The sequence below is a fragment of the Pedococcus sp. P2_F6 genome (genome assembly GCF_056403675.1).
In genome coordinates, this window is the sequence record NZ_JBFUEZ010000004.1 from 450,236 (window position 1) to 463,009 (window position 12,774).

A 12,774-nucleotide genomic window follows, 5' to 3' on the forward strand; every position below is an offset into this window, starting at 1 on the left:
GCCCTCAGGGCCGTACGGAGCGGATCAGCTCGACGACGTCGCCGACGACTCCCCGCATGCCGGGCAGCCGGCTGAGCCTGACCAGCTTGTCGACCAGGGGCACCACCTGACGCACCAGGGCCCGCGTGCGCTGCTGGCCGTCGCTGGAGTCGTGCACCCAGAACAGCACGACCCCCATCTGCAGCAGCCAAAGCAGCTCGGGCAGCTCGGCGCGGATGGGGGCGGGCACCTTCAGGTCGGAGCCGTCGACGACTTTCCGGAACAGGTCGATGCTGGCCTCCCGCGCCCCCTTCGACTCGCTGCTGAACGGGGAGAGGGGGCTGGTCGGCTCGGCTGCGACCTTGAAGAACTTCCCCGCGAAGCCGTGGAAGGACTCCGCCACGTCGACCCAGGTGGTGAGCACGGCGCGCAGCCGGTCTGCGAACTTCTCACTCGCAGCAAGGGCCTCGTGCGCCGCCGCGGCGTGCTCGACCTGGATGTGGTCGTAGAAGGCCTGGACCAGGTGCTCCTTGGACGCGAAGTAGTAGTAGGCGTTGCCGATGCTGACGCCGGCCCGGTCCGCGACGGCCCGCATGGTCGTCTTGTCGTAGCCCCGCTCGAGGAAGAGCTCCTGGGCGGCCGCTGCGATGGCGGTGCGGGTCTGCTCACCACGGTCGGACCGGTTGGCGGGGTCAGACCGGTTGGCAGAGTCCGTCACAGTCGTCAGCGTAGCCATTGTCCTCCACCGCCTCGGGCACGAGCGTGGTGGTGAGGGAGGCGCGGAGCCCGGCCGCGGCATACGCCATCGCCTTGGCCACGGGCAGTCCGAGCGGGGTGGACAGGCGGATGGCGAGGTCGCGGTGCTCCACCGTTGTCCAGAGGCAGGCGACCCAGGCGTGGGCGCCGGTCCAGACCTCCCCGCCGTCACCGACCACCGTGATCTCGCGGACCGTGGCTGCGTGGTCGAGGTGGGGCAGGAGCGCGCGGGCCTGTGCGGAACCGGCCGGCAGGGCGGTCACCGCCACGAGGTGGGGTTGCCCGACCAGCCACGTGCGAAACCGTGAGCACATCGGGCAGCCGGCGTCGTAGAGGACGACGAGGCGCTTCACCGCGCCGCCTCAGTGCGGTCGATGCCGTCGAGGTGGTCGGGGCGCTGGTTCGGGGCTGCGAGGGCGGCGAGGGCGGCCACCCCGAGGCCCGCCACGGCAGGGGCGAGGAACACGCCGATGCTGAGCAGGCTGAGGACGGTCAGGACACCGAGCAGGGCCACGACCACGACAGCGGCGACCGTGGCCGCCCGACCGCCCGGCCCGAGCAGCAACGTCCCGACGACCAGGCAGGCGCCCAGCGGGATGCTCGCCACCACCAGTCCCCACCACCCGTTGACTTCGACGAGGGTGGCCGTGGTGGAGGTGGCGCCCGGCACGCCGTCCGCGTCCGCTCCGGCTGTGTCACCGGAGTAGACGGGGACCGTGAGCGCCGCCACGACCAGCGCGAGGCTCCACAGGGTGGCGCCGGCGAGCGCGATCCGGACCGTCCTCACGACCCTCACCCCATCGGAGCCGGGAAGGGCTGGGTCCAGCCCTGCGGCGGGACCGGGGGAGTGGCCATTGCGTCGAGGCGACCGCGGCGGCGGATCTTGTTGAAGACGTACACGTTGGTGAGGTGCACGAAGCCGAGCATCAGCAGCACGACGCCCAGCTTGACGCTCAGTGTCTCGACGATGGCGCGGGCGTCCGCGAGGGTGTCGCCGATGCGCAGGTAGAGCGCGACGATACCGAGGTTGAGCAGGTAGAAGCCGACGACGAGCAGCTTGTTCACCGCCTCGGCCAGCTCGTCGTTGCCGTCGAAGACGTCGACCAGGAAGACCCGGCCGTTCCGCGACAGGGTCGACCCGACCCAGATGGTGAGGGGGACGGCGATGACCAGGTACAGCACATAGGCGATGACTGCGTTGTCCACTGCGTTGTCCACGAGGGCTCCTTCGTGACGGACGTTCTTTGAACGTGTTCAAGTTGATGGACCCGACAGTAGCAGGGAAGGTTGAACATGTTCAAGTGACGACTGTCAGAGCGACAGGCGGAGCACCTCGGCCGAGGGCAGCGCAGCCAGCTCAGCGGCTGGGACGAGCAGCTTGCTGCCGCGGATGCCACTGCCGATGACGACGTCCCCGGCCGCGACGACCGCCTCGTCGACCAGCACGGGCCAGGCCGCAGGCAGCCCGACCGGCGTGATCCCGCCGAACTCCATGCCCGTCAGTGCGACCGCCTGCTCCATGGGGGCGAAGCTGATCTTGCGGACGTCGAGGTGCCGGCGCACGGCGCCGTTGATGTCGGCGCGCATCGACGCGAGCACCATCACGGCGACGTACCGCACCTCGCCACCGCGCTTGCCCGCGACCACGACGCAGTTGGCCGAGCTCTCCATGGCCACGTCGTAGGCCGCGCAGAACGCCGCCGTGTCGGCGAGCTCGGCGTCGATCGGCGCGACCCGCGCCGAGGGTGTGCCGGCGATCGCCTGCGCCACCGGAGCGGCCAACAGCTCGGTATGCCGCGTGGCCGGCTCCCAGGTCAGGTTTCCTTCGGCGCTGCTCACCCGTCGAGGTTAGCGAGCCAGCGCCGGATCAGCGCCTGCACCGCGTCCCGCGGGTCATCGCGGCTGGGACTCCTGGATGTCGAGGACCATGGCGTGGATCAGCATGTGGAAGCCGCTGAGCAGGGGAGCGACCGCCAACACGACCGTGCCGGCGCTGGCCGTCGCCGGGCCGAGGGTGTGGGCGACGGTCCACGCACCGACCACCAGGCCGAACGCGGTGAGGGCGAGACCGCCGAAGAGCATGAGGGCGACCGCGGAGAAGGACTGCAGGACGTACTTCCACCAGATCCGGGTCCAGAAGCCCTTGGCGAGGTGGGACAGGGCCCGCGGCGCCTGGGTGCGCAGGTTGATCCCGGAGACCTCGTCGCCGTACCGCGCCGGGATGGCCACGTCGACAGCGGGGACCCGCAGGATGTTGAGGTGGATCAGCAGGTCGTTCTCGAACTCGTAGCGGCGCGAGATGCGGGTCAGGTCGAGCCGCTGGAGAGCCTCCCGGCTGATCGCGGTGTAGCCGTTCAGCGGGTCGAAGAGGTTCCAGTACCCCGAGGCGGCCTTGGTGAGGAAGGACAGCGTCAGGTTGCCGGCGATGCGGTGCTTGGGCATCCCGTCGAAGGAGCCCCTGCCGTAGAACCTGTTGCCCTTGGTGAACTGGGCCTGGCCGGCGGCTATCGGGTCCAGCAGGGCGGGCAGGTAGTCAGGGTCCATCTGTGAGTCTCCCGCCATGACCACGGAGACGTCGGCGTCGAGGGCCAGGGCGGTCTGGTGCCCGGTGATGATGGCACCCCCCACGCCCTGGTTCTCGAGGAGGGTGAGCACGTCGGTGCGCGAGTCGCCCACCGCCTTGGCCGCCTCGGCGGTGCCGTCGGTGCTCGCGTCGTCCACGACGATGATGTGGTCGACGAGGGCGGGCATGGTGGACACGGTGCGACCGATCAGGCGCTCCTCGTTGTGCGCGGGCACCACGACCGCAACCCTCAGTCCCTTGTACATGGCTTCCTCTCGCGCGGAGTACAGAGCAAATGTCGAGAAAGCGGTCGCCCCACCACAAGAGGTCGGGGGGCGTGCTGTCCGTTCGCGGGGCAGGGTCGTCCGAACGGGGGAGGCTGCCGCACCGATACGCTGTCGGCCATGTCGACCGAGGGTGGGACCAAAGCCGTCGTGGCCGCACTGCTGGCCAACCTGGGGATCGCGATCACGAAGTTCATCGCGTTCTTCCTGACCGGCTTCAGCTCGATGCTGGCCGAAGCGATCCACTCGTTGGCCGACTCCGGAAACCAGCTGCTGCTGTTGACCGGTGGTAAGCGGGCCAAGCGCGCCGCGACACCCGAGCACCCCTTCGGGTACGGCCGAGAGCGCTACGTCTACGCCTTCATCGTCTCGATCGTGCTGTTCAGCATCGGTGGCCTCTTCGCGCTCTACGAGGCGTACCACAAGTGGCACGAGACCCACGACCTGCACGACTTCGACCCCTTCAGCGACGAGCACGGTGGCAGCGCCCAGTGGTGGTGGGTGCCCGTGGTCGTGCTCGCGGTCGCGATCGTCCTCGAGTCGTTCTCGTTCCGCACCGCGATCCTGGAGTCCAACAAGGTCCGTGGGCGCCGCAAGTGGCTCGAGTTCGTCCGTGGCGCCAAGGCCCCCGAGCTGCCCGTCATCCTGTTGGAGGACCTCGCGGCACTGTTCGGCCTCGTCTTCGCCTTCCTCGGGGTGGGGCTCATGCTGCTCACCAGGAACCCGCTGTTCGACGTCATCGGCACGGGCCTGATCGGCCTTCTCCTCGTGGCGGTCGCGATCTTCCTCGCCATCGAGATGAAGTCCTTGCTGCTCGGCGAGTCGGCCTCGCCCGAACACATCGGACGGATCGTGCAGGCGATCGAGTCCGTCGAGGGCATCGACCGCGTCATCCACCAGCGCACCCTGCACATCGGACCCGACGAGGTCGTCGTCGCCGCCAAGGTCGCGGTCCCGGCGGGCACGACGGCACGGGACATCGCGGATGCGATCAACTCAGCGGAGGCCAGGGCCCGTGAGGCCGCTCCCGACCTCACCCTGCTGATGTACCTCGAGCCGGACATCGACACCGGCACCGAGGAGCGCCCGCAGTGGCAGCACAGCGATGCCACCCTCACCGACGCCGCCGACGACCCGCTGCCGTCGAGCGGCGACGGTCACTAGGACTGTTCGGCGTCCGCCTCGGGTGCCGGGGTGTCGTCTGCCGTCGCGTCAGCCGTCGTGTCGTCAGCCGTCGCGTCGTCGCTGTCGAGGTCGCTCCCGTCCAGGCTGTTGGCGACTGGCTGCCCGTCGGGCTCGACCTGGTAGTCGCCCTTGACCTCGTCCCAGGCCTCGATCTTCTCCTGGTCGAGCTCGAGCTCCACGGTCGTGGGCTCGTCGCTCGTGGGGGCCTCGACCTCCGCGTCGGCGATCTCGCCGGGGACCCCGCTGCTGGGCTCGCTCATGGTGCTCCGTTCGTGGTGGGTAACTCCCTTCCTAGTGCCGCAGGCGGCCGGGCGCACCCTGAGCACCGCGCTGGGGCTGGCCACGCGGCATACCTCCGGTAGAGTGGGTCCCCGCCGGCGTGGGTGATAACCCGCTCCAACGATGTGTGCCCAGATGGGCTGCGCCGGGTCCGCAAACCATCAAGTCATCTCCAGGAGTACTTCCATGCCTTTTGACTACAAGGTTGCCGACCTGAGCCTCGCCGAGGCCGGCCGTCACCAGATCCGCCTGGCCGAGCACGAGATGCCCGGTCTGATGTCCCTGCGCGAGGAGTTCGGGGCGGCCCAGCCGCTCCAGGGCGCCCGCATCGCCGGTTCGCTGCACATGACCGTGCAGACCGCCGTCCTCATCGAGACGCTGACCGCGCTCGGTGCCGAGGTCCGCTGGGCCTCGTGCAACATCTACTCCACCCAGGACGAGGCGGCCGCCGCGGTCGTCGTCGGGCCCCACGGTTCCCCCGAGGACCCCCAGGGTGTCCCCGTCTTCGCCTGGAAGGGCGAGACCCTCGAGGAGTACTGGGACTGCACCGAGCAGATCCTCACCTGGCCCGGTGACAGCACGGGCTCCACCGGCGCCAACATGATCCTCGACGACGGTGGCGACGCCACGATGCTCGTGCACAACGGCCGTGCCTGGGAGACCGCCGGTCAGGTGCCGCCCACCGACGAGTCGGACTCCGAGGAGGTCGGGGTCTTCAAGGAGCTCGTCCGCAAGACCCTCAAGGCCGACCCGACCAAGTGGACCACGGTCTCCGAGCAGATCAAGGGAGTCACCGAGGAGACCACCACCGGTGTCCACCGCCTCTACGAGCTGGCCGCCACCGGTGACCTGCTCTTCCCGGCGATCAACGTCAACGACTCGGTCACCAAGTCCAAGTTCGACAACAAGTACGGCTGCCGCCACTCGGTCCTCGACGGCCTCAACCGCGCCACTGACGTCCTCATCGGCGGCAAGGTCGCCGTCGTCGCCGGCTTCGGCGACGTGGGCAAGGGCTGCGCCGCTGCCCTGGCCGGCCAGGGCGCACGCGTCATCGTCACCGAGATCGACCCGATCTGCGCGCTGCAGGCCGCGATGGAGGGTTACCAGGTGGCCCGCCTCGACGACGTCGTGGACATCGCCGACATCTTCGTCACCACCACCGGCAACTTCAACATCATCACCGCCGAGCACATGACGAAGATGAAGAACAAGGCGATCGTGTCCAACATCGGTCACTTCGACAACGAGATCGACATGGCCGGCCTGGCCAAGGTCGCCGTCACCAAGACCGAGATCAAGCCGCAGGTCCACGAGTGGACGTTCGAGGGCGGTAACTCGATCATCGTGCTGTCCGAGGGTCGCCTGATGAACCTGGGCAACGCCACCGGCCACCCGAGCTTCGTCATGTCGAACTCCTTCGCGAACCAGACGATCGCCCAGATCGAGCTGTTCACCAAGAACGACGACTACGACAAGCAGGTCTACGTGCTGCCCAAGCACCTCGACGAGAAGGTTGCCCGCCTCCACCTCGACGCCCTCGGCGTGCAGCTCACCGAGCTGACCAAGGAGCAGGCCGCCTACATCGGTGTCGACGTGGCCGGCCCCTACAAGCCGGAGCACTACCGCTACTGAGGCTGCGCCCCACCGGCGGTTCGGCCCCGCCACGCACCATCCCGTATGCCGCCCGCTCACCTCGAGCGGGCGGCATACGTCGTGTGCGGTGCGTTGGCCCTGGTGCTCGGCACCGAACTGGTACCTTCCCAACGTTCCCGGGCGAGAGGTGTGGACGTGGCGATTGCGCGTGAGCGGGCGTTGCTGATCAGGAACTTCCTGGACAACTGGGTTCCCCCGGTCCTGCGTGACAGCCGGGTCCTGATGTGGCCGCTCCTCCGTGTCGCCTTCGGGAACCGGTACCGCACGTTCGCGGACTTCAAGCAGGACGGCTTCTCGATGTCGCCTGCCGAGTTCGTCGACGTCTACGCCCGCACGTCGGACCTGCAGCAGGTCCAGGGATGCACCGACCTCAACGGCAAGTCGGTCGAAGCCATCCTGCGCAGCGTGGTGGGTGAGTCCGTGCTCGATGCCGGATGTGGGCGCGGCTACCTGGTGGAGAGGCTGGCCAGCATTGCGCCGAAGGTGGTCGGCTGCGACATCGTGCTGGATGGCGAGCTGCCCAAGGACGCCCAGATCTCCTACCACGAGGGATCAGTCGAGCAGCTGCCCTTCGAGGACCAGGCGTTCGACACGGTGGTGTCCACCCACACGCTCGAACACGTGCAGCGGATCGACCTGGCCCTGGCTGAGCTGCGCCGGGTGACCCGCCGCAGGCTCATCGTCGTGGTCCCCCGTGAGAGGCCCTACCGGTACTCGTTCAACCTGCACCTGCACTTCTTCCCGTACCCCTGGAACTGGCAGGCCGTCGCTGGGGCTCCTGCCGGGGCGACCCTCACGGACGTGGGCGGTGACTGGTTCTACGTCGAGGACGTCCAGAACGTCCAGGACGGTCACGCCCCGGCGCTGGCGCCGTCGCAGGCGCCGGCCTAGTCGCGACAGTCCTGTGGGTCCAATGGCCAGGCGATGATGACTGAACGGATGAGCCGCCCAGCCGCGGAGCGGCGCGCCCACGTCAAAACGGACATACTGCGTCGGTCACTGTCTGCCGCTCCCGAGGACACCCCACCATGACCGCCGTCAGCGAGGCTCGCGCCACGACAGCCCCGTCGGTCAGGGCGTGGAGGGGTGCGAGCTTCTCGTGGTACTGGCCGCTGGGTGTCTTCCTCCTGACGCGCGTTGCTGCGTTCGTGTTCATCGCCGTGGCCTCGAAGTCCCAGATCGCAGTGGGCTTCGACACCTTTCCGGACATCGTCCGCAACGGGTTCCCCCCGTACTTCGTCTATCAGGAGCTCCCGGCCGACCCGGGCTACCTCGGCGTCGTGACGAACTGGGACGGACAGTGGTTCCAGGCGATCGCCACGGACGGCTACCAGGTCCCCACGGGCAGCGAGTCCGCCACCGAACGCTTCACCACGATGTGGACCTGGGCCTTCCCGCCCGGGTTCCCGATGGTCGTGCGCGCCGTCATGGCAGTCACGGGCTTGTCGTTCGCGTGGTCGATGACTGTCGTCAACGTCGTCGCGGGTGCCCTGGCGATGCTCGTGTGGTTCCGCGTGCTGGACCGCGCGGGTGGCCGCGCCCTGGCGACCGCCGGGACCCTGTTGGCCTGCACCTTCGTCACCGCCCCGTTGTTCCAGGCTGCCTACAGCGAGGCGCTGGGGATGCTGTTCCTCGGTCTGGCTCTCTGGGCGATCCAGCACCAGCGGTACCTGCTGGCGATAGCGCCGGTCTCCGCTCTGGCGATGACGCGCCTGATCACCCCCGTCCTGGCCGTGGTCGTGGCCGTCCAGATCGCCGAACGCGTCCGCCGCGAGGGGTTCGGTGCCCTCCGGGGTCGGCGTGCGGTCGCGCCTGCGCTGCTGTGTGCGGTCGCCGTCGGCAGCACCTTCCTGTGGTCAGCCATCGCCTCGGTCGTGCTCGGTCACAACGAGGGATTCCAGCGCACGTCGATGCTGGCCGGTGAGTATCGCTTCGGATGGTTCGCGTCCGCCTTCAAGGCCGCCGGCGCCACGGGGCTGGTCCTCGTGCTCCTGATAGCCGGCCTCCTCGTGTTGAGCACCCTGAGCAAGCTGGGCTCAGGCTGGAGCCTGGAGCTGCGCACCTGGGCGATCGCCTATCCGTTGTTCCTGCTCACGTTCACCCCCATGCACACCGGGATCCTGCGCTACCTCCTGCTGGCCCCCACCCTGGGCCTGCTCGTGGTCGGGAGTCCCGGACCGAATGGTCTGAGCCGCGCGCGGTGGTGCGCAGTGGGGCTGGCGGCTGCGGCCGGCCTCGTGTGTCAGTACTACTGGGTCGGCGCTTCGCTGGCCGTGACGAGCACGACGCCCTTGATGCCATGAAGGTGCCGCAACTCGACGCTGTGAAGACATCCCGACCGGTCGTGCGGCGGACCGGTCGGCGGGCCGGTCGACCTGCCGGTGGACCCGCCGGTCGACCCCGGGAGATCGTGCTCGTCTGCGTCTTCACCCTCACCGCGTTCGCAGGCGCCGCGCTCCTGTTCGTGGTCCAGCCGATGGTGGCGCGGTTGGTCCTGCCGTCCTTCGGTGGATCGGCCACCGTGTGGAGCACGAGCAGCCTGTTCTTCCAGGTGCTCCTCCTGCTCGGCTACTCCTACTCCCACGCCACGACCCGGCGCCTCGGACCGGCCTGGCAGCCCCCGGTGCACGTCCTCGTGCTGCTGGCCCCCCTCGCGGTACTGCCGATCGCCCTCCCTCCAGATGCCGCGCCGAGCGCCACCGCGTCGCCGGTGCTCTGGCTCCTGAGGGTCCTCCTGGCCACGATCGGGCTGCCCTTCCTCGTCATCTCCACCGCCGGGCCGCTCCTGCAGCGGTGGTACTCGTGGACCGGCGGGCCGCGCGCTGACGACCCGTACTTCCTGTTCGCCGCCGGCAACCTCGGCAGCTTCGGGGGGCTGCTGGCCTACCCGTTCATCGTGGAACCACACCTCTCGCTGGCTCAGCAGCGGACGTGGTGGTCGTGGGGGTTCGTGGGGTTCGTCGTGCTGACGGCAACGTGCGCCGGCCTCACCCGCCTGTCGGTCAGCCGCGGTCGCGTCGGTCCCGCAGGGTCGCCGCCCGCTGAGGCCGCTCCCCGGCCCGAAGGCCCCAGGGCTCGACTACGACGCGAGGGGCAATGGGCACTCTGGGCCTTCCTGCCCTCCGCGATGATGTTGGCCGTCACGGCCCACGTGAGCACCGACATCGCCCCCATCCCGCTGCTCTGGGTGGTACCACTCGCGATCTACCTCGCCACCTTCGTCATCGCGTTCGGCCGCACCTCACGCCACGTTCCGGCGGCTGTGGTTCGGCTGGCGGTGGCGAGCACGGTCCTCGCCGCGGCGGCCGCGATGATGCAGGCTCGCACCCCCATCCTGCTCGGTGTCGTGCTCAACATGGTGATGTTGGCGCTGGTGGCGTTCGTCGCCCACGCGCGACTTGCGGCAGACCGTCCGGCGGTGGGTGACCTCACGCACTTCTACCTGGTGGTGGCGGGAGGCGGAGCGCTGGGTGGACTGCTCAACGGCATGCTCGCGCCCCTGGTCTTCGACCGCGTCCTCGAGTACCCGATCGTCGCGGCACTGGTGCCCCTCCTGCTCATCGGCAAGGCTGTTCCCCCGTCTCGTGCCGACCAGTCGGCGTCCGTGGCGGACTCAACGCCGGCGTCAGCGTCAGCGGCGGGGTGGGCGTTGCGCAGGGCCGGTGTCGTGCTCGGCGCCCTGGTCGGTGCGGCGGCCCTCGGCCTGGTGATCAGTCGGTGGGCAGACTCCATGGCGCTCGCCCTGGTGGGACTGGCCCTGGCTGCCCTGGCGGGGTGGCTGCTGTCGACGCGGAGGATGGTCGTGGCCGTCGTCCTGCTGCTCACGTTCGTGGGGGTCGAGGTGAAGCTGGACCAGGGATCCCTGGACCATCGGCGCACCTTCTTCGGCAGCTACCGCGTGTCCGAGAGCGAGGGCCAGCACGAGTTCGCCCACGGCACCACCGTCCACGGCACGCAGTGGCTCGGCGGTCAGCGCGGCGAGCCGACCACCTACTACGCGCGCACCGGCCCGCTGGGCGACGTGTTCGCGACCCCGGGGATCGCCGACGTCGGGGCGGTGGGCCTGGGGGTGGGCACGTTGGCGGCCTATGGAGCGCAGGGGCAGCGCTTCACCTTCATCGAGATCGACCCTGCCGTCGTCGCCATCGCCCGCGACCCGCGGATGTTCACCTACCTCTCGGACTCGGCCGCACACGTCGACGTGGTGGTGGGCGACGGCCGCCTCGAAGTGGCCAAGCTGGCGCCCCGTTCGCTGGACCTCCTCGTGCTCGATGCCTTCAGCTCCGACGCCATCCCGGTGCACCTGCTGACGGAGGAGGCGATGCGCGTCTACGCGAACAGCCTGCGGCCAGGAGGACTGCTCGTCGTCCACATCAGCAACAGGGTCTTCGACCTCGCGCCCGTCCTGACCGGCAGCGCCGCGTCGCTCGGGTGGGCCGCTCGGGTGGCCACCAAGGGCGACGGCCCCGGAGCCACCCGGAGCACGTGGGTGGTCATGTCGTCCGACGAGAACCGGCTCGCTCCGTTTGCCGCGAGCCGGGGATGGGAGCCGCTCACCGGGCGGAGGGTGGACTGGACCGATGACTACTCCTCGACCCTCTCGGTCCTCAAGTGACGCCTCTGCCAGTGTTGGGCCCGTGAGCACCCTTCGACCTCTGGCCCGGGACTCGGCCAGCGCCCTGGGCTGGTCGTGGCGCACCTTCGCCGCGCTGTCGGCGGTCACGGCATTCTCCGCGTGGCAGGCCATCGTGGGGGCCGACGCGTTCTGGGTCGTCGCGCTCGGGAGGCACATCGTCGACACGGGCAGCATCCCGCACCACATCCCCTTCGCTGCGGCCCCCTCCGCGGGATGGCACAACGTGCCGGTCCTGGCCGAGCTGCTCTTCGCCGCCGCCACCGGTGCCGGCGATCGTGGACTGCTCGCCCTGCAGGGAGCCATGGGCTTTGCGGCCCTGCTCCTGCTCGCCGTGACTGCGCTGCGTCGTGGGGCGCGGGACGCGAGAGTCGCAGGCGTGATGCTCCTGGTGGCAACCATGTCCCTCCAGGCGCTGGTGGTCGTGCGGCTGCAGATGCTCTCCCTCGTGCCCTTTGCCGTGCTCATGGTGATCCTCACACGGCAGGCGCAGCGGCCGACGCGCAGCATCTGGCTGCTCCCGGTGCTGGTGGCAGTCTGGGCGAACCTGCACGGCGCGGTGCTCGTCGGCGTTGCGGTCGCGGGCTGCCACCTCCTGGTCAGCCGCCTCCACCGGCGCCCGGCAGAGACCATCGCCGTGGGCGTCACCACGCTCGGCGCCCTGTTCCTCACCCCCGCAGGGCTCGGCACGTTCCACTACTACGTCGGCGTCTTCTCCAACGAGGCCGCCAAGCGGGGCTCCGAGCTGTGGTCCGCTCCGGATCCGCGGCGCCCCTTCGATGCCCTGCTGCTCGGTGCCGGTTTGGTGGTGCTGGTCCTGTTCCTGAGGTCGCGACGGGCCGCGTGGGAGTACGTCGTCGCGGGCCTGCTCGTGATCGCGACGCTGATCGCCGCGCGCAACGGCGTCTGGCTCGCCCTGGGGCTCTTCCTCCTCGTGACGGGCACCTCCGACGCTGAGCGGTCGACCCTGGGCGACGAGTCGCCCCGGGTCGACCTGCGGCGCCCCCGCCCTGTGCCCTGGCTGATCTGGTCGCTCCTCGCGGTGGCCGTGTGGACGGCGGCTCTCGCGACCAAGGAAGCGGTGCCCGGCTACGTGCCCGGCCCGGTGGTGTCGGCCGTGCGCGACCTGGCCGGTGACGACGGTGTGGTGTTGGCCACCGAACCGGGAGTCGAGCAGCTGGCGGCCGACGGGCTCACTGTCTGGGTCAGCGACCCGATCGATGCCTTCGCCCCCGCGGACCAGGCCGTCTACCTGGACTTCCTCGCCGGCGACCCCGCCGGTCGACGGGCGTGGGACTCGGCCGATGTCGTGGCCGTCGAGAAGGGTCGCCCAGCGATGGCGCTGGTGGAGGCCGACCCGACGTGGCGCACGGCCCGGGTCATCGGTGACTGGCACCTGTTCGTCCGCGAAAGTCCGCGGTGAGGCTCGTGGCTCGGACACC

The 12,774-nt window shown here is 69.6% G+C and carries 13 protein-coding genes; 6 read left to right on the top strand and 7 right to left on the bottom strand.

Features of this window, described 5'->3' with window-relative positions; translation table 11 throughout:
• Positions 1-4 precede the first annotated feature (4 nt).
• The 6 genes from AC1DWP_RS13545 to AC1DWP_RS13570 all read right to left on the bottom strand — a co-directional run bounded on the left by AC1DWP_RS13545 (position 5) and on the right by AC1DWP_RS13570 (position 3,564).
• Positions 5-697 (bottom strand): TetR family transcriptional regulator, encoded by a 693-nt coding sequence (locus AC1DWP_RS13545; RefSeq protein WP_477614997.1) that lies wholly within the window; start codon positions 695-697, stop codon positions 5-7.
• A complete protein-coding gene (locus AC1DWP_RS13550) occupies positions 672-1,088 on the bottom strand; it encodes a DCC1-like thiol-disulfide oxidoreductase family protein (protein WP_477614998.1) in 417 nt (138 codons plus the stop codon). Before AC1DWP_RS13550 ends, AC1DWP_RS13545 begins: the two co-directional genes overlap by 26 nt.
• The gene (locus tag AC1DWP_RS13555; RefSeq protein WP_477614999.1) at positions 1,085-1,522 is read right to left on the bottom strand and encodes a hypothetical protein; all 438 of its coding nucleotides are present in this window, start codon (positions 1,520-1,522) and stop codon (positions 1,085-1,087) included. Before AC1DWP_RS13555 ends, AC1DWP_RS13550 begins: the two co-directional genes overlap by 4 nt.
• Positions 1,523-1,527: 5 nt before the next feature.
• Entirely contained in the window at positions 1,528-1,953 is a 426-nt protein-coding gene (locus AC1DWP_RS13560) for a hypothetical protein (protein ID WP_477615000.1), read from the bottom strand.
• Positions 1,954-2,046: 93 nt separating this feature from the next.
• Complete coding sequence (locus tag AC1DWP_RS13565) at positions 2,047-2,574, bottom strand: YbaK/EbsC family protein (protein ID WP_477615001.1); 528 nt, start codon at positions 2,572-2,574, stop codon at positions 2,047-2,049.
• A 54-nt stretch (positions 2,575-2,628) separates the two neighbouring features.
• Entirely contained in the window at positions 2,629-3,564 is a 936-nt protein-coding gene (locus AC1DWP_RS13570; RefSeq protein ID WP_477615002.1) for a glycosyltransferase family 2 protein, read from the bottom strand.
• A gap of 138 nt (positions 3,565-3,702) precedes the next feature.
• On the opposite strand from AC1DWP_RS13570, the gene AC1DWP_RS13575 reads away from it, so the two are divergent.
• Positions 3,703-4,746 carry a cation diffusion facilitator family transporter gene (locus AC1DWP_RS13575; RefSeq protein WP_477615003.1) on the top strand — a complete coding sequence of 348 codons (1,044 nt, stop codon included), beginning with the start codon at positions 3,703-3,705 and terminating at the stop codon, positions 4,744-4,746.
• On the opposite strand, the gene AC1DWP_RS13580 is transcribed toward AC1DWP_RS13575, so the two are convergent.
• Complete coding sequence (locus AC1DWP_RS13580) at positions 4,743-5,027, bottom strand: hypothetical protein (protein ID WP_477615004.1); 285 nt, start codon at positions 5,025-5,027, stop codon at positions 4,743-4,745. The two genes, AC1DWP_RS13575 and AC1DWP_RS13580, sit on opposite strands and share 4 nt — an antisense overlap.
• Positions 5,028-5,232: 205 nt before the next feature.
• Here AC1DWP_RS13580 and ahcY point away from each other — a divergent pair, with 205 nt between their 5' ends.
• The 5 genes from ahcY to AC1DWP_RS13605 all read left to right on the top strand — a co-directional run bounded on the left by ahcY (position 5,233) and on the right by AC1DWP_RS13605 (position 12,755).
• Complete coding sequence (ahcY, locus tag AC1DWP_RS13585; RefSeq protein ID WP_477615005.1) at positions 5,233-6,678, top strand: adenosylhomocysteinase; 1,446 nt, start codon at positions 5,233-5,235, stop codon at positions 6,676-6,678.
• A gap of 45 nt (positions 6,679-6,723) precedes the next feature.
• A complete protein-coding gene (locus AC1DWP_RS13590; RefSeq protein WP_477615006.1) occupies positions 6,724-7,590 on the top strand; it encodes a class I SAM-dependent methyltransferase in 867 nt (288 codons plus the stop codon).
• 137 nt (positions 7,591-7,727) lie between these two features.
• A complete protein-coding gene (locus AC1DWP_RS13595; RefSeq protein WP_477615007.1) occupies positions 7,728-9,002 on the top strand; it encodes a hypothetical protein in 1,275 nt (424 codons plus the stop codon).
• Positions 8,999-11,314 (top strand): spermidine synthase, encoded by a 2,316-nt coding sequence (locus AC1DWP_RS13600; RefSeq protein ID WP_477615008.1) that lies wholly within the window; start codon positions 8,999-9,001, stop codon positions 11,312-11,314. Before AC1DWP_RS13595 ends, AC1DWP_RS13600 begins: the two co-directional genes overlap by 4 nt.
• A gap of 22 nt (positions 11,315-11,336) precedes the next feature.
• On the top strand, positions 11,337-12,755 hold the full coding sequence (locus tag AC1DWP_RS13605; RefSeq protein ID WP_477615009.1) for a hypothetical protein: 1,419 nt from the start codon (positions 11,337-11,339) through the stop codon (positions 12,753-12,755).
• Positions 12,756-12,774: the final 19 nt, after the last annotated feature.